This window comes from Xanthomonas sp. NCPPB 901, from assembly GCF_056725085.1.
In genome coordinates this window covers 4,763,744-4,779,100 of sequence record NZ_CM161511.1, presented here as the reverse complement: position 1 = coordinate 4,779,100, position 15,357 = coordinate 4,763,744, and the positions used below count along the sequence as shown (strand labels likewise).

General features: G+C 71.6%; 14 protein-coding genes. 8 read left to right on the top strand and 6 right to left on the bottom strand.

What is annotated here, in order from left to right:
• Positions 1-217 precede the first annotated feature (217 nt).
• The 4 genes from rpmB to AC1PME_RS20345 all read left to right on the top strand — a co-directional run bounded on the left by rpmB (position 218) and on the right by AC1PME_RS20345 (position 3,748).
• Complete coding sequence (gene rpmB / locus AC1PME_RS20360) at positions 218-454, top strand: 50S ribosomal protein L28 (protein WP_184414189.1); 237 nt, start codon at positions 218-220, stop codon at positions 452-454.
• A 10-nt stretch (positions 455-464) separates the two neighbouring features.
• Complete coding sequence (gene rpmG / locus AC1PME_RS20355; RefSeq protein WP_169411268.1) at positions 465-632, top strand: 50S ribosomal protein L33; 168 nt, start codon at positions 465-467, stop codon at positions 630-632.
• A 161-nt stretch (positions 633-793) separates the two neighbouring features.
• Positions 794-2,212, top strand: a complete 1,419-nt coding sequence (gene cls / locus AC1PME_RS20350) for a cardiolipin synthase (protein WP_307547256.1) — start codon at positions 794-796, stop codon at positions 2,210-2,212.
• A gap of 111 nt (positions 2,213-2,323) precedes the next feature.
• A complete protein-coding gene (locus AC1PME_RS20345) occupies positions 2,324-3,748 on the top strand; it encodes an FAD/NAD(P)-binding protein (RefSeq protein WP_481096850.1) in 1,425 nt (474 codons plus the stop codon).
• A 156-nt stretch (positions 3,749-3,904) separates the two neighbouring features.
• Here AC1PME_RS20345 and AC1PME_RS20340 read toward each other — a convergent pair whose 3' ends face one another.
• Complete coding sequence (locus AC1PME_RS20340; protein ID WP_481096849.1) at positions 3,905-5,422, bottom strand: MFS transporter; 1,518 nt, start codon at positions 5,420-5,422, stop codon at positions 3,905-3,907.
• Positions 5,423-5,537: 115 nt separating this feature from the next.
• On the opposite strand from AC1PME_RS20340, the gene AC1PME_RS20335 reads away from it, so the two are divergent.
• Together AC1PME_RS20335 and uvrD are read left to right on the top strand one after the other, a co-directional pair.
• On the top strand, positions 5,538-6,419 hold the full coding sequence (locus AC1PME_RS20335) for a LysR family transcriptional regulator (RefSeq protein ID WP_481096848.1): 882 nt from the start codon (positions 5,538-5,540) through the stop codon (positions 6,417-6,419).
• Positions 6,420-6,489: 70 nt separating this feature from the next.
• The gene (uvrD, locus tag AC1PME_RS20330; RefSeq protein WP_481096847.1) at positions 6,490-8,691 is read left to right on the top strand and encodes a DNA helicase II; all 2,202 of its coding nucleotides are present in this window, start codon (positions 6,490-6,492) and stop codon (positions 8,689-8,691) included.
• 40 nt (positions 8,692-8,731) lie between these two features.
• Here the strand turns inward: uvrD and AC1PME_RS20325 are convergent, their stop codons facing one another.
• From AC1PME_RS20325 to AC1PME_RS20310, 4 genes are all read right to left on the bottom strand, one after another.
• Positions 8,732-9,724: a UPF0104 family protein gene (locus tag AC1PME_RS20325; protein WP_481096846.1), complete on the bottom strand. Its 993-nt coding sequence runs from the start codon at positions 9,722-9,724 to the stop codon at positions 8,732-8,734.
• Positions 9,721-10,461, bottom strand: a complete 741-nt coding sequence (locus AC1PME_RS20320) for an endonuclease/exonuclease/phosphatase family protein (RefSeq protein WP_481096845.1) — start codon at positions 10,459-10,461, stop codon at positions 9,721-9,723. The genes AC1PME_RS20325 and AC1PME_RS20320 overlap by 4 nt, the downstream gene beginning before the upstream one ends.
• A gap of 121 nt (positions 10,462-10,582) precedes the next feature.
• On the bottom strand, positions 10,583-12,520 hold the full coding sequence (locus AC1PME_RS20315) for a M61 family metallopeptidase (protein WP_481096844.1): 1,938 nt from the start codon (positions 12,518-12,520) through the stop codon (positions 10,583-10,585).
• A 297-nt stretch (positions 12,521-12,817) separates the two neighbouring features.
• Complete coding sequence (locus AC1PME_RS20310) at positions 12,818-13,114, bottom strand: hypothetical protein (RefSeq protein WP_481096843.1); 297 nt, start codon at positions 13,112-13,114, stop codon at positions 12,818-12,820.
• 226 nt (positions 13,115-13,340) lie between these two features.
• On the opposite strand from AC1PME_RS20310, the gene AC1PME_RS20305 reads away from it, so the two are divergent.
• Both AC1PME_RS20305 and AC1PME_RS20300 read left to right on the top strand, forming a co-directional pair.
• Positions 13,341-13,901, top strand: a complete 561-nt coding sequence (locus AC1PME_RS20305; protein WP_254459596.1) for a sugar O-acetyltransferase — start codon at positions 13,341-13,343, stop codon at positions 13,899-13,901.
• 84 nt (positions 13,902-13,985) lie between these two features.
• Complete coding sequence (locus AC1PME_RS20300; RefSeq protein WP_152239900.1) at positions 13,986-14,432, top strand: universal stress protein; 447 nt, start codon at positions 13,986-13,988, stop codon at positions 14,430-14,432.
• Between the two features lie 423 nt (positions 14,433-14,855).
• Here AC1PME_RS20300 and AC1PME_RS20295 read toward each other — a convergent pair whose 3' ends face one another.
• Positions 14,856-15,149, bottom strand: a complete 294-nt coding sequence (locus tag AC1PME_RS20295) for a DUF2782 domain-containing protein (protein ID WP_481096842.1) — start codon at positions 15,147-15,149, stop codon at positions 14,856-14,858.
• Positions 15,150-15,357: the final 208 nt, after the last annotated feature.

The following is a 15,357-nucleotide window of genomic DNA, read 5'->3' as shown; positions in this document are numbered from 1 at the left end:
GCGGCCTGTGGACAACTTGCACAAGCCCTTGATCGCCTGCATAATGCGCGGCTCGCTGTGCCCGACGAGGTCGGGGCCGGCGGCCGGATGCGCGATCTCCGGCCGGCTTTTTCCAGCGTAACCGTTTGATTTCCCACGTCGCGTGGTGGCCCACAAGGCTGCCGGGGCCGCCGTCTCCCAGGCTATGGGCGACTCAAACTTTCTATCGAGGTGCGTAATGTCCCGCGTATGCCAAGTGTCCGGCAAGCGTGTGCAGACGGGTAACAACGTCTCCCACGCCAACAACAGAACCCGTCGTCGCTTCCTGCCCAACCTGCACGAGCGCCGCTTCTGGGTCGCCAGCGAGAACCGCTGGGTCAAGCTGAAGGTTTCCGCGCACGCGCTGCGCACCATCGACAAGAACGGCATCGACGTCGTTCTGGCTGAGCTGCGTGCGCGCGGCGAAAAGGTCTGAGGAGTAGAGCATCATGGCAGGCAAGCGCGATAAGGTCCGTATGATTTCCTCGGCCGGTACCGGCCACTTCTACACCACGGACAAGAACAAGAAGAACACCCCGGGGAAGATGGAATTCCTCAAGTACGATCCGGTCGTGCGCAAGCACGTCCTGTACAAGGAAGGCAAGATCAAGTGATCGGCTGATCCTCGGATCGCCGCCCACGCTGGACACGGAACCCGCCGCAAGGCGGGTTTCGTGCGTCTGGGCGAGGCGAAACCGCGCGCCGCCGAGGCGGCCATGGTTGCGTTTGCCGCCGCAGCCCGCAGAATCGGGCGACTTGGGTGACGAGGATCGCGATGCTGCCAGTCTGGTTGGAAGGCACGTGGCTGCTGGCGCTGGACTGGCTGATCCGGCTGGTGGCGCTGTTGTGGATCCCTACCCGCACCACGCCCGGGGCCGCGCGCAGCTGGCTGCTGCTGGTGGGCTTCGTGCCGCTGCTGGGGCTGCCGCTGTACCTGCTGCTCGGCCACCCCTGGCTCTCGCGCGAGCGCATCCGCCGCCAGGCGCTGGCCTCGCAGGTGATCCGCGAGCAGCAGGTGCCGCTGACCGCGCTGCGCTGGGCGCCGCCGGCCGATACCGTGATCGCCGAAGTGGTGCCGCTGGTCGAGCGCCAGGGCGACTTCATGCCGACCCACGGCAACAGCGTCGAGCTGCTCGACCGCTACGCCCCGTCGCTGCAGGCGCTGATCGACGACATCGACGCGGCGGTGGAGCGCGTGCACCTGCTGTACTACCTGATGTTCGACGACGCGGTCGGCGATGCGGTGAGCGCCGCGCTGCTGCGCGCCGCCGCGCGCGGCGTGCGCTGCCGGCTGCTGCTGGATGCGCGCGGCGGCCGTCGCGGCCTGCGCCGTTACCGCAAACGCCTGCACGCGGCCGGGGTCGAGGTGCAGGCGCTGCTGCCGGGCGGGCTGCGCTGGCGCCGCAGCGGCCGCATGGACCTGCGCAACCACCGCAAGATCGCGGTGATCGACAACCGCGTCGGCTACATCGGCTCGCAGAACCTGGCCGAGCCGCAGTTCGTCCCCGGCCATCCCAACCGCGAGCTGGTGGCGCGGGTGCAGGGGCCGGTGGTGGCGCATCTGGAAGCGGTGTTCGCCAGCGACTGGTTCATCGAGACCGGGCAGCGCCTGAGCGTGGTCGCGCCGGCCTCCATCCACGGCGGCGGCGTCGCCACGCAGCTGCTGCCCAGCGGGCCGGCGTACCCGTTCGAGAACGCGCGCGACACGGTCAACGCGCTGATCCATCTGGCGCGGCGGCGCATCGTCATGGTCACGCCGTACTTCGTGCCCGACGAGGCCACGCTCAGCGCGCTGCGCATCGCCGCGCTGTCCGGGGTGGACGTGCAATTGATCCTGTCCGAGAGCAACAACCAGCGGCTCACCGCCTGGGCGCAGGAGGCCTATTACGACGAACTGCTGCGCAGCGGAGTCAAGATCGCGCTGTACCGGCCGTGCTTCCTGCACGCCAAGCACCTGAGCGTGGACGAAGGCATCGCCCTGGTCGGGTCGATCAACCTGGACATCCGCTCGTTCGCGTTGAACGCCGAGGTCGGCATGCTGTGCTACAGCGCCGCGGTGGTGCAGCGGTTGCGCGCGGTGGAAGCCGACTACCTGGCCGATGCACGGGTGCTGTCGCTGCAGGACTGGCGCAAACGGCCGGCCTGGCGGCGCAGCCGCGAAGGCATCGCGCGCCTGGCCGATGCCCTGATGTGACGCACGCCGATGACAGGCGCATGACGGGCTCATGCGCGATCGGTGCCGGCACATGCACCACGGTTCTCAGCCGCGGGCCGGGCCGGTCGGGGCTTCCCTTACAATCGCGGCATGAATGAGCTTGTGCCCAGCGAACCGGCCGAGGACGACTGCGACATCGCCATCGTCGGCGGCGGCGCGGCCGGCGTGCTGGTCGCCCTGCAGCTGCTGCGGCAGGCCGGCACCGCGCTGCGCGTACAACTGATCGAATCGCAGCCGGCGCTGGCGCAGGGCGTGGCCTATGCGACGCCCTGCGCCGAGCATCTGCTGAACGTGACCGCCGGGCGCATGAGCGCCTTCGCCGAGGCGCCCGAGGACTTTCTCGACTGGCTGCAGCAGCAGGCGCTGTATCCGCAGCTGTCGCGCGCGGCGCTGGCCGAGGCCTACGTGCAACGCCGCCATTACGCCGCCTACCTGCGCGCGCGTCTGCTGCAGGCGCAGGCCGCCGGGCCGGCGCGCCTGCAATGGCGCCAGGCGCGCGTGCTGGCGCTGCATCCGCAGCCGACAGGCGGGCAGCTCCTGCAGTTGCACGATGGCGGCCGGCTGCATGCCGGCGCCACCGTGCTGGCGCTGGGCAACAGCCTGCGCCCGCTGCCGGCGCGGGGTGCCCCCAGTCTCGACGCGCCGTCGCGGATCGAGGCCTGGGACTACGCGCAGTTGCAGGCGATCCCGCGCGAGGCCACGGTGTGCATCGTCGGCTCCGGCCTGAGCATGGCCGACAGCGTGCTGACCCTGCTGGCCAACGCGCACCGCGGCCCGGTGCACGTGGTCTCGCGGCATGCCTTGCTGCCGTTGCCGCACGCCGCGCATGGCGCGCCGGCCGAGTTCGATGCGCAGGCGTTGCTGGCGCTGCCGTTGCGCCAGCGCGCGCGCGCGCTGCGCCGCCACGCCGCCGTGGCGCAGGCGCAGGGCCGGTCCTGGCAGAGCGTGATGGACCGGGTGCGGCCGCTGAGCCAGGCGCTGTGGCAGTCGCTGTCGGTCGTCGAGCAGCGCCGCTTCCTGCGTCACGTGGTGCGCTACTGGGACGTGCACCGGCACCGCATCGCCGCCCCCGTGTTCGCGCAACTGCAGGCGATGCGCCGGGTCGGCCAGTTGCGCCTGCACCGCACGCGGCTGGACACGGTGTTCCCGGTGGGCGCCTGCGTGCAGGTCAACGGCATGGGCGCCGACGGCGTGCCGCTGCAGCTTGACGCGCACTGCGTGATCAACGCCACCGGCGTCGAGCTGCGCGCGCAGACCATGCGCAATCCGCTGCTGCACCAGGTGCTCGGCTGCGGCCACGCGCAGCCCGGCCCGCACGGCATCGGCGTGGCCAGCGCCGCCGATGGCGCGCTGCTGGATGCCGACGGCCGCGCCACCCCGCGCATCCGCGTGCTCGGCAGCCTGCGCATCGGCAGCCTGTGGGAAAGCCTGGCGATCCCCGAGCTGCGGGTGCAGGCGCAGCAGACCGCGCAGGCGTTGCTGGCGTTGGATCTGCCGGTCGCCGCCGTGCATTGAGCGCCGCGGCGCATGCCGGCCGCGGTTGCGCGCGGGCAGCCGCGACCCGGAATTTCGGTCACGCCCGTCGCGGCTGAAGCCGCTCCTACAGGGACAGGACCTTGGCTTCGTTGCTAGCCGCGACGGGCGGTCCTACAGGCGGGTCTTCCATCGCGATCAGGGGCTCCCCTCCACCGCGTCCTGCGGCGTGCGCCCGAGCAGCACGCAGATCGCGATCGCCGCCAGCGTGGTGATCGCCGCCAGCACCCGGGTCAGCGTGCCGAAGGCCGCAGCGTAGGCCAAGCGCAGTTGTACCGCGGACAGTGCGCCCTCCTGCGTGGATGCCGCCAGATCGCCGGCGACCAGCCGCTGCGCGGTTTCCGCCAGGGCCGCGTGCGGCAGCAGCGGCGCGACCGCGGCCAGCCGCACCTGCAGCAACGCCGCGAGCAGGGCCGCCACGCTGGCCAGGGCGATGCCTTCGCCGGCCACGCGCAAGGTGCCGAACAGGCCGGCGGCCATGCCGGCGCGTTCCGGCGGTACCACGCTGACCGACAGCGCATCCATCAGGCCCCAGGGCAGGGCGGTGCCGGCGCCGATCACCAGCAGCGCCGGCAGCGCCTGCGCCGGTGGCCGCGCGCCGAGCCAGCACAGGCCGGCCGCGGCCGCGGCCAATCCGGCGGCGGACAGCCAGGCCGGGGCGATGCGCTGCGCCAGCGCGGCGGCCAGGCTCGGCACCAGCAGCATCGGCGCCGACAGCGCCAACAAGGTCAGGCCGGCGCGGGCGGCGGGCGTGCCATCCACGCCGATCATGCGCAGCGGCAGCAGCACCAGCAGCACCACGTAGCTGGTGCAGGTGGCGACCGGCAGCAACTGCACGCCGACGAAGCGCCGGTAGCGGAACAGGCGCAGCTCCAGCAGCGGGTGGCGGTGGCGTCGTTCGATCCGCACGAAGACCAGCAGCAGCATCGCCGCGGCACCGAGCAGGGCCAGCGTGGCGGCGCTGCCCCAGCCGCTGTGCGGTCCCTGGATCAGGCCGGCGGTGAACAGCGCCAGCGCCACGCTGAAGCACAGTGCGCCGGCGCGGTCGGGCGGTCCGGCGGCCGGGTCGCGCGATGCCGGCAGCCAGCGTGCGGCCAGTCCCCACGCCAGCGCCGCGACCGCGGCCACGCCGAAGAAGATCGCGCGCCAGCCCAGCCGCTCGCTCAGCGCGCCGGCGGCCAGCGGGCCGAACGCCAGGCCGGTGCCGAAGGTGGTGCCGAGCAGGCTGAACGCGCGGGTGCGCGCCGCGCCGGCGTACAGCTGCGCCAGTGCCGCGGTGCCGGCGGCGAGCGCGGCGGCGGCCCCGACGCCCTGCAGCGCCCGCCACAGGTCGATCGCCACGACCGAGCCGGCCACGGCCACGCCCAGGCTCGCCAGGACGAACAGCGCCAGTCCGCCGAGGAACACCCCGCGACGTCCGCGCCGATCGGCGAGCGCGCCGGCGGCCAGCAGCAGGCTGCCGAAGCTGAGCATGAAGGCATTGGTGATCCAGGCCAGGGCGAGCGCACTGCCGCCCAGGGCCGCGCCGATCGCCGGGGTGGCGACGGCGCCGCCGGAGAAGTTCAGCGGCAGCGCCAGGGCGGCCAGGCACACCGCGGCCAGGGCGGCGCCACGGCGTGGCAGGGGCGTGGAGCGGGAGGTCGAACGGGAGATCATCGGAGCGGCTCTTGCGGCGGATAGCGGGACGCCACTAGAGATACAGAGGCAGCAATCTCCGAAAAAGGCCGCGATTCTCCGGACTTCACGGAATAAAACGCTCTAATATCGCGACATGGATCGCCTCACCGGCATCGTTGCCTTCGTCCGTGCCGCCGAACAGCGCAGTTTCGTCGGCGCCGGCCGCGTGCTCGGCCTCTCGGCCTCGGCGGTGGGCAAGAGCGTGGCCGCGCTGGAGCGCGAGCTCGGCGTGCGCCTGCTGCAGCGGACCACCCGGCGCATCGCGCTGACCGCCGAGGGCGCGCTGTTCCTGGAGCATTGCCAGCGCGTGCTGGCCGATCTGCGCGAGGCCGAGGATGCGCTGGCGCAGACCCGGCAGGCACCGCGCGGGCGGCTGCGGGTCGGCCTGCCGACCATCGGCTACCGCTTCCTGGTGCCGCTGTTGCCGGAGTTCCGCCAGCGCTATCCGGAGGTGGAGCTGGACCTGGACTTCGACGACCGCGTGGTCGACCTGCTCGAACACGGCCTGGACGCGGTGATCCGCAGCGGCGTGCAGGCCGACTCGCGGCTGCTGGCGCGGCGCCTGGGGCCGTTCCGTTTCTGCCTGTGCGCCGCGCCGGACTACCTGCGCCGCCGCGGCGTGCCGCAGACCCCGGCGGAGCTGGCCGCGCACGATGGCCTGCTGTTCCGCCTTCCCGGCACCGGCAAGCCGCAGGACTGGCCGCTGGCGGAACCGGCGCCGCTGCCGCCGGCAGTGCTCACCTGCAACAACATGGAGGCGGTACGTGCCGCGGCGATCGCTGGCATGGGCATCGCCTGCATGCCGGCGTTCCTGGCCCGGGACGCGCTGGCCGACGGCCGCCTGCAGGCGCTGCTGGAGACGCACATGGCCGACGGCGGCACGTTCTTCGTGGTGTGGCCGTCGCGCCGGCAACTGTCGCCGAAGCTGCGCGTGTTCGTGGATTTCCTCGCCGAACGGCTGTTCCGCGCCGAATGAGGCCGCGCCGCGTGCCGCGCGGCGCGCGCTGTCGCAGCCGTTGCGCCGCCGCAGCGGTTAAAATGCGGCGGTGGATGTCTCCCATTTGCTCGACGATCTGAACCCCGCCCAGCGCGAGGCCGTTTCCGCAGCGCCCGGCCATTACCTGGTCCTGGCCGGCGCCGGCTCCGGCAAGACGCGCGTGCTCACCCATCGCATCGCCTGGTTGCACCAGGTGCATGGCGTGCCGGTGCACGGCATTCTGGCGGTCACCTTCACCAACAAGGCCGCGGGCGAGATGCGCCACCGCGCCGACCTGCAGTTGCGCAACGGCAGCCGCGGCATGTGGATCGGCACCTTCCACGGCCTGGCGCACCGCCTGCTGCGCCTGCACTGGCAGGACGCGAAACTGCCCGAAAGCTTCCAGGTGCTCGACGCCGACGACCAGCTGCGGCTGGTCAAGCGCGTGGTGCAGCAGCTGGAGCTGGACGAGGGCAAGTTCCCGCCCAAGCAGATCGTGTGGTGGATCAACCAGCAGAAGGACGAGGGCCGCCGCGCGCAGCACATCCAGCCGGAGCCGCGCGACGAGTGGGTGACCACCCTGCGCAACGCCTACGCGCTGTACCAGGAGCGTTGCGACCGCGCCGGCCTGGTCGACTTCGCCGAACTGCTGCTGCGCGCGCACGAACTGCTGCGCGATACCCCGGCGTTGCTGGCGCACTACCGCGCCCGCTTCGGCGAGATCCTGGTCGACGAATTCCAGGACACCAACGCCATCCAGTACGCGTTCGTGCGCGTGCTCGCCGGCGACAGCGGCCACGTGTTCGTGGTCGGCGACGACGACCAGGCGATCTACGGCTGGCGCGGCGCCAAGGTCGAGAACGTACAGCGCTTCCTCACCGATTTCCCCAGCGCGCAGACCATCCGCCTGGAGCAGAACTACCGCTCCAGCGCCAACATCCTCAACGCCGCCAACGCGGTGATCGCGCACAACCCCGACCGCATCGGCAAGCAGCTGTGGACCGACTCGGGCGACGGCGAGCCGATCGACCTGTATGCCGCCTACAACGAGGTGGACGAGGCGCGCTACGTGGTCGAGCGGGTGCGCCAATGGGTGCGCGACGGCGGCAGCTACAGCGAGGCGGCGGTGCTCTACCGCAGCAACGCGCAGTCGCGCGCGTTCGAAGAGGCGCTGATCGCCGAACAGGTGCCGTACCGGGTCTACGGCGGCATGCGCTTCTTCGAGCGCGCCGAAATCAAGGACACCCTGGCCTACCTGCGCCTGGTCGCCAACCGCGCCGACGATGCGGCGTTCGAGCGCGCGGTGAACACGCCGGCGCGCGGCATCGGCGACCGCACCCTGGACGAGGTGCGGCGCCTGGCGCGCGCGCAGTCGCTGTCGCTGTGGGCTGCGGCGCAACAAGCCGCGCAGCAGGGCGGCGAACTGGCCGCGCGCGCGCGCAACGCGCTGGGCCAGTTCCTCGGCCTGATCGAGCAGCTGGCCGCGGAAGTGGCCGGGCTGCCGCTGCCCGAACAGATCGACCAGGTGCTGGCGCGCTCCACCCTGCGCGAGCACTGGAGCAAGGAGAGCCGTGGCGGACTGGATTCGGAATCGCGCACGGACAACCTCGACGAACTGGTGTCGGTGGCTTCGCGCTTCGTCCGCGCCGACGGCGACGAGGACGCCGACGAAGGCCGCCAGGCGATGACCGAACTGGTCGCGTTCCTGGCCTACGCCTCGCTGGAGGCCGGCGAAGGCCAGGCCCAGGCCGGCGAGGAGGGCGTGCAGTTGATGACCCTGCACTCGGCCAAGGGCCTGGAATTCCCGATCGTGTTCCTGGCCGGCATGGAAGACGGCCTGTTCCCCAGCGCGCGTTCGCTGGAAGAGAGCGGGCGCCTGGAGGAAGAGCGGCGCCTGGCCTACGTCGGCATCACCCGCGCCCGCCACAAGCTGGTGCTGAGCTACGCCGAGTCGCGGCGCATCCACGGCCAGGACAACTACAACGTGCCCTCGCGCTTCCTGCGCGAGATCCCGCGCGAGTTGCTGCACGAAGTGCGGCCGAAGGTGCAGGTCTCGCGCAGCGCCTCGCTGGGCGCACCGCGCAGCATGGGGCACAGCGTGATCGAGGCGCCGGCGATCAAGCTCGGCGCCAACGTGCAGCACCCCAAGTTCGGCGGCGGCGTGGTCATCGACTACGAAGGCAGCGGCGCCCACGCCCGCGTGCAGGTGCAGTTCGACGAGGCCGGCGCCAAGTGGCTGGTGATGGCGTACGCGAACCTGACGGTGCTATGAGGGCCGCTGGCGGCGTGCGCCAGCCACGGCTGCGGCGCCGCTAATCCACGCCGCGGCGCTGCCGCGCCTCCAGCATGGCGTAGCCAGCGCCGGCCAGCAGCAGCGGGCCGAGATAATAGAACGCACGGTAGGCCAGCAGCGCGGCCAGCAGCGCCGACTGCGGCGCCTGTGCGCCGAGCAGCGGCAGCACCACCGCTTCCATCACGCCGATGCCGGCCGGTACGTGCGCGATGGCGGTGGCCACGGCTGCGGCCAGCAGCGCGCCGAGCACCGCGACGTAGGCCACCCCGGCTGGCATCAGCACGTACAGCAGGGCGCCCATCAGCGCCCAGTTGCCGGCGCCCAGGCCCAGTTGCAGGAGGGCCAGCGGCAACGGCGGCAGATGCAGGACATGGCCGCGTACCTGCAGCGTGCGGCCATGCGCGCGCTGGCAGCCGATCAGATACGCCAGCACGGCGGCCAGCATCGCCGCGCCGATCCATGGCAGCGCCGCGCCGCTCAGTGGCCACTGCGCCGGCGTGCGCAGGCGGCCACTGGCCAGCAACACGCCGGTCAGCAGCAGATAGCCCATCCAGTTGGTGGCGATGGCGAAGCCGACCACGCGGCTGATCGCGCCCAGGCGCAATCCGGCCCGCGCGTACAGCCGATAACGGATCCCAGTCCCGCCGATCAGCGCGCCGACGTTCAGGCTCAAGGCGTAGGCGATCATCGCGATCGCCATCGTCCGGGGTGTCGCCGCCGCATGCGCGGTGTAACGGCGCGCGGCCAGGTCGTAGCAGGCGTACAGCAGGTAGCTGGCTACGCTCAGCCCGGCCGCCGCGGCCAGGGTGTCGGCGCCGTAGCCAGCCAGGGTGGTGCCGACCCCGGCCCAGTCGACCGCACGCGCGGCGCGCGCCAGCAGTACCGCGACCAGTGCCAGGAACCCCAGGTAGGCGAGGCGGCGCAGGACGCGCCAGCGCTCGCGCGTGCGGCAGGTGGCACGTACGGAGTGTGGCGCGGCGTCATGCGCATCGAGGCGGTCGGTACCGCTCATACGGCGATGCGCGCCTGCAGCGGCGCGTGGTCGGACAGCTGCGACCAGGGGCGCCCGGTCAGCACCCGTGCGCTCTCGATGCGCACGTTGCGCAGGTAGATCCGGTCCAGCGGCAACAGCGGCCAGCGCGCCGGGAAGCTGCGCGCCACGCGCCCGTGCAGCTGCGCGAAGGCCTCGGTCAGGCCGTGCCGCTGCAGCAGCCGATGCCCACGCTGGCGCCAGTCGTTGAAGTCGCCGGCGACGATCAGCGGCGCCTGCGCCGGCAGGTCGGCGATCAGCGCGCCGAGCAGGCCGATCTGCCGGCGCCGGTGCGCCTCGCGCAGCCCCAGGTGCACGCAGACCGCGTGCAGCGCCATGGCATGCCCGGGGATCTCCAGCACCGCATGCAGCAGCCCGCGGTGCTCGTGGCCGGCGATGGAGACGTCGCGGTTGACGCAGGAGGCGATCGGGAAGCGCGACAGCAGCGCGTTGCCGTGGTGTCCGTGCGGATACACCGCATTGCGGCCGTAGGCGAACTGCGGCCACCGCGCATCGGCGAGGAATGCGTACTGGCTCTGCGCCGGCCAGTCGGCATGGCGGCCGGCGTGCACCTGGTGTTCGCCCAGCACTTCCTGCAGGAACACCAGGTCCGCGGGCAGGGCGCGGATCGCCGCGCGCAACTCCGGCAGCATGAAGCGCCGCTTCAGCACGCTGAAGCCCATGTGCGCATTGAGGGTCAGCAACTCGATCGCAGGCATGCCGGGGCAGGAGGGAGGCGGCGTTGCCATTGTCGCCAGCATCCGCGTGCGGCGCGTGACGGTGTCGCCGCGTGTCGCCGCCGCCGCCGCTGCATCGCCGGCAGCGGCGGCAGGTGCCGGCTCAGCGCCGTGCGGCGATGATCTTGCTCAGGTAGTCCGGCGTGCCCTCGACCCGCACCAGGTGCGGATACTGCAGGCCGTCGTGGTAGTTCACCGGCACGTCGCGCACGCCGCCCTGGTACTTGAGCGTCAGCACGATCGGCGCGGTGCCGCCCTTGGCGCCGGCGATGGCCTGCTTGAGCGTGTCGCGCGAATAGTCCTGGCCGTTGACCGCCAGCACGGTGGCGCCGCTGCTGACTCCGGCCTTGAACGCCGGACCGTCCCACAGCACGTCGTTGATGCTGGCGTCGTCGTTCATCACCAGGCCGATCGACCAGGCGAAGTTGTAGCGGTGCCGCGCCGACTGGTGGCGGCTGTCGTACTGCTTTTCGAATTCGCTGGGCTGGTCGGTGTAGACCAGCTTCCAACCGCTGGCCTGCAGGCCCTCCAGCAGCGGCGGGTCGACTTCGTACACGCGCCGTTTGAGGTAGTCGGCCCAGTCGTAGTGGACCACGCCATCGAGCGCGGCGATGACGTCGTCGAAGGTATAGGTCTTGACCGCGAAACTGCCGTCGTCGATGCCGAAGAAGGCCTTGGCCACGTCGTCCAGCGACTTGCGCCCGCCGCTCATCGCGCGCAGCTTGGCGTCCACCGCCAGCCACACCATCTGCCCGCCGCTGTAGTAATCCTCGCTCATCTGCCAGCTGCGGTAGGGCAGCGGCGCGCGGTGCGCGGCGGTGGGGTCGTTGGTGGTGTCCTCCAGCGAGCGCCAGCGGAAACCGGGGCGGTTGCGGTCGTAGTTGGCCGCGGTCATCGCCAGCGCATCGCGGAACTGCTGCGGCGTCCACATCCCGGCGCGTGCGGTCAGCACATAGCCCCAGTACTGGGTCTGGCCTTCGTAGACCCACAGCAGCGAGTCGCCCATCGGCACGTTGAAGGTGGGCGTCCACAGGTCGGCCGGGCGCCGGAACTTGCCGTTCCACGAGTGCGTGTACTCGTGCGCCAGCAGGTCGCGGTCCGGCGCGTTGTCGGCCCAGGCGCTGAAGTAGTCGGCGGCCAGCCCGTTCTCGCTGGACCGGTGGTGCTCCAGGCCGTTGCCGCCGAGCACGTCCGACAGCGAGAACAGGAAGTCGTAATGATCATAGTGGTGCGAGCCGAACAGCTTGATCGCCTGCACCGGCAGGTTGCGGTGCGCCTGCAGCTGCTCGGCGCTGATGTCCAGGAACCGCGGCGCGTCGGCGACCACGTCCAGGTGCACCGGCGCGCCGCCGGCCGGGGTCAGGTCCACGCGCTTGAAGTAGCGCCCGGCGTAGATCGGCGAGTCGACCAGGGTGGTGAAGTCGACCGGCTTGAAGGTGGTGGTGGCGCCGTTGCGGCTGGCGGTCTCCAGCGCGGTGCCGAACTCCCAGCCGGCCGGCAGGGTCACGCTCGGCGCCACGGTGATGCCGCGGGTGTCGTGGCCGGCCGGATACAGCGCGACCTTGTTCCACTCCAACTGCAGCATCTTGTCGGTCATCTCGAAGCCGTCGTCGCGCGGCGACAGGTACTGGAAGCTGGCGTCGATCGCGCTCACACCCTGTGGCACGTCGACGTGGAAGCTGTACACGTCGAAGGTGTCGCGGCGCCACGGCAGCGGCTTGCCGTTGGCGGTGAGGGTGAGGCCGGCCAGCATCGCCACCGGTCCGCTCGGCGAATGGTCGCCGGGGATCCACTCCGGATACTGCAGGGTCAGCCGCCCGGCGCTGACCGGGATGGTCTCGTGCACCCGGTAGATGCCCTGGCGCACGTCGCCGACGTCCACCTGCAGCGTCAGCGTGCCGGGATAGGGCGTGTCCTGCGGCGCCGGCACGTCGGGCTTGCGCACCACCTGCGCCTGCGCGGCGCCGGCCAGGGCCAGGCCGATGCCAAGGACCAGCGCCCGGCGGGCGCGACGGGAGGCGGGGAAAGCGGTGCAGGACATGCGCGGCTCCGAAAGGCGGGATGGGATGCGGAAGCGCGGAACGTTAGCACCTGCCGCGGCCGCCGGTGCACTGGCGTGGCCGGGCCGGGCCGAGGCAGGCGCCAGGCGGAGCCGTTCATGCGCGCGCCGCGCCCCGCCGCGGTCGAAAGGCGGCGGTGCGAACGCGGTCTCCATCCACTGCCTGGCGACAGCGGCGGTCTGTCCCGGTCCGCCGCGCTGCGGAGCAGCGGCAAGCGCGCAGCCTCGCAGGCCGCTGGTTGCACTGCGCATGCAGTGCGCGGCTGGGAGGATGCCGCCTCAGTCCTTCAACGCACCGTCGCCCGGATCGCTGGCGGCATAGGTCGAGGTCGGCAGTTCCGCGGCATGCGGATGCCGCAGCGCTTCGCGCAGCGGCACCGGCAGGCGTTCGACCGCCAGGATCACCTTGCCGAAATGCACGTCGCGCACCGCGCTCGACGGCACCACGAAATCGCCGCCGTTCTCGATGTTGATGACGAAGGTCGCGCCGCCGTCGCGGACCTCGCGCACCGCACCCACACCGACTTCGCCGTCGGCGACGAACACCATCTGGCCTGCTTCCACACGTTCGGACATCGCGCACCGCCTTGTCTGGGGGAAAAGTCCGCGCGGCCTGGCATCGCCGTGCACGGTCGTTCGATGATCGGATGCGTATGCGTTGCTGGACGGTGAACACAGCGTGGCGCGCAGGTCACGACGTCGCTGCCGCCGCCTGTGCGTCATCACCCAGGGGCGGCGCGCGTTGGTCGTCACGCACGCCGATGCGATCATCCCGGTTCGACCACGGCCTGGGAGGGCAAGGATGCGCAGCGAGAAAGAAAAGATGCTGGCCGGCGAGGCCTATCGTCCCGGCGATGCGCAGCTGCAGGCCGAGCAGGACGCGGCCAGTGCCTGGATGCTGCGCTACAACACGGCGCTGGCCGAGCCGCCGGCGCGGCGGCACGCGCTGCTGGAAGCGGGGCTGGGCTCGGTCGGGCGCGGTGCGGTCGTGCGTCCGCCGTTCCATTGCGACTACGGCTACAACATCCATCTCGGCGCGGACGTGTTCCTCAACTTCAACTGCGTGATCCTGGACGTGGCGCCGGTGCGGATCGGTGCCGGCACCCAGATCGGGCCGGCGGTGCAGCTGTACGCCGCCGATCACCCGCGCGATGCCGCGCAGCGCGCCGAGGGACTGGAACTGGGGCGGCCGCTGACGATCGGGCGCAACGTCTGGATCGGTGGCGGCGCGATCGTGCTGCCGGGCGTGAGCATCGGCGACGATGCGGTGATCGGCGCCGGCAGCGTGGTCACCCGCGACGTGCCGGCCGGCGCGCGCGTGGCCGGCAATCCGGCACGGCGGCTGAAGCCACACAGCGACTGAATTTGATCCGGGTCAAGGAAGGCGCCGCGCATTGGGTGTGCAATGCTGTCCCGGCCGCCGCGCGCGGCGTCAACGGAGCATCCCATGTACCAGCGCATCCTGATCGCCATCGATGGTTCCGAGTTGTCCGCCAAGGGTCTGCAGCAGGGGCTGGCGCTGGCCGCCAAGCTCGGCGCGGAGGTGGATATCGTCACCGTGTCCGAGCCGTGGGCGATGGGCATGTACGACGCGATGGGCTGGAGCGTGGGCTATGAGGCCAGCCCCGAGTACCGCCAGGACCGCGAAGCCGGCGCGCAGAAGATCCTGGCGCCGGCGCTGGCCGCCGCCGCGGCCACCGGCGTGACCGCGCACGGCCGCCACGTCCTCGACCGCTATGCCGCCGAGGGCATCATCGACATGGCCGTGGCCTGCAACAGCGACCTGATCGTGATGACCTCGCACGGCCGCCGCGGCATGAGCCGGGTGCTGCTCGGCAGCCAGACCGCGGAAGTGCTCGCCAACAGCCAGGTGCCGGTGCTGGTGATCCGCTGAGTCATTGAGCGCCGAGCGTCGGCATCGGCGCGAGGCCGGAACGTCCCAGCGGCCCGCGTTCGGCGGTCGGCGGGAGCGGCGTGCTGCGGCGTTGCGGCGCGTGGCGACGTAGCCTGCGGCAACGCCCCCGCGGCCTGGCGGAAACCGCCCGGATGCCATGCCGCGCCCGGCGTCCGCCGCCACGAATTCCTGCCGTCGCCAGCCTCTGTGAGCGTGCCGCCGGCGTGGGTCATGCCGCTGCTCTTCGGTGGCCATCGATGGCGCGTGTTCCTGCCATGGCGTGGCGCACGCGCCGTAGCGCGTCGTCTCCCGGCCGCGTTCCCGGACGACCGCGGGTCATCCCACGGTCGCCCCAGGATCAGGCTTGCGCCGAAGGCCCGCTGCGCGGTGCGCGCTGCCGTTCGGCGGCGCGCAGGGCGTGCATCACCAGCTGTAGAGCTTCCAGTACACCGGCGACACGTTGTCCTTGCTGCCGTCCACTTCCATGTGGCCGTCGCCGTTGCGGTCGTACAGGTAGTAGGCCGGGCCGTGCGCCGGGGTCACCTTGACCATGCGCAGCTGGCCGCCCACGCGGTACTCGTCGACGGTGTCGCCGTTGTCCATCTTGCGCTGGGTCGTTTCCGCGCCGCGCACGTCCATCGGCGCGCCGTCCGGGCCGAGGCCGGTGGAGGCGCAACCCGCCAGCAGCAACAGCGGGATCAGGATCAGGGCTTTCATTGCGGTGTTCTCCACGGGCAGGACATGACGCAGAGTATGCGCCGAGTGTCCGCCTGTGGCGTGCGAATGGTGGGCCGTACCCTCACCCCAATCCCTCTCCCGGTGGGAGAGGGGCTACGGCTCCTCGCTTCTCCCCTCGGGAGAAGGTGCCCCGAAGGGGCGGATGAGGGTACGGGCGCAGCCTCGTGGACCCAACTCGGCGAGACGC

Excerpts from the sequence above, each read along its gene's own strand:
- rpmB (WP_184414189.1), top strand. The coding sequence starts at position 218 with ATGTCCCGCGTATGCCAAGTGTCCGGCAAGCGTGTGCAGACGGGTAAC.
- cls (WP_307547256.1), top strand. The coding sequence starts at position 794 with ATGCTGCCAGTCTGGTTGGAAGGCACGTGGCTGCTGGCGCTGGACTGG.
- AC1PME_RS20345 (WP_481096850.1), top strand. The coding sequence starts at position 2,324 with ATGAATGAGCTTGTGCCCAGCGAACCGGCCGAGGACGACTGCGACATC.
- AC1PME_RS20340 (WP_481096849.1), bottom strand. The coding sequence starts at position 5,422 with ATGATCTCCCGTTCGACCTCCCGCTCCACGCCCCTGCCACGCCGTGGC.
- AC1PME_RS20335 (WP_481096848.1), top strand. The coding sequence starts at position 5,538 with ATGGATCGCCTCACCGGCATCGTTGCCTTCGTCCGTGCCGCCGAACAG.
- AC1PME_RS20325 (WP_481096846.1), bottom strand. The coding sequence starts at position 9,724 with ATGAGCGGTACCGACCGCCTCGATGCGCATGACGCCGCGCCACACTCC.
- AC1PME_RS20320 (WP_481096845.1), bottom strand. The coding sequence starts at position 10,461 with ATGCCTGCGATCGAGTTGCTGACCCTCAATGCGCACATGGGCTTCAGC.
- AC1PME_RS20315 (WP_481096844.1), bottom strand. The coding sequence starts at position 12,520 with ATGTCCTGCACCGCTTTCCCCGCCTCCCGTCGCGCCCGCCGGGCGCTG.
- AC1PME_RS20310 (WP_481096843.1), bottom strand. The coding sequence starts at position 13,114 with ATGTCCGAACGTGTGGAAGCAGGCCAGATGGTGTTCGTCGCCGACGGC.
- AC1PME_RS20305 (WP_254459596.1), top strand. The coding sequence starts at position 13,341 with ATGCGCAGCGAGAAAGAAAAGATGCTGGCCGGCGAGGCCTATCGTCCC.
- AC1PME_RS20300 (WP_152239900.1), top strand. The coding sequence starts at position 13,986 with ATGTACCAGCGCATCCTGATCGCCATCGATGGTTCCGAGTTGTCCGCC.
- AC1PME_RS20295 (WP_481096842.1), bottom strand. The coding sequence starts at position 15,149 with ATGAAAGCCCTGATCCTGATCCCGCTGTTGCTGCTGGCGGGTTGCGCC.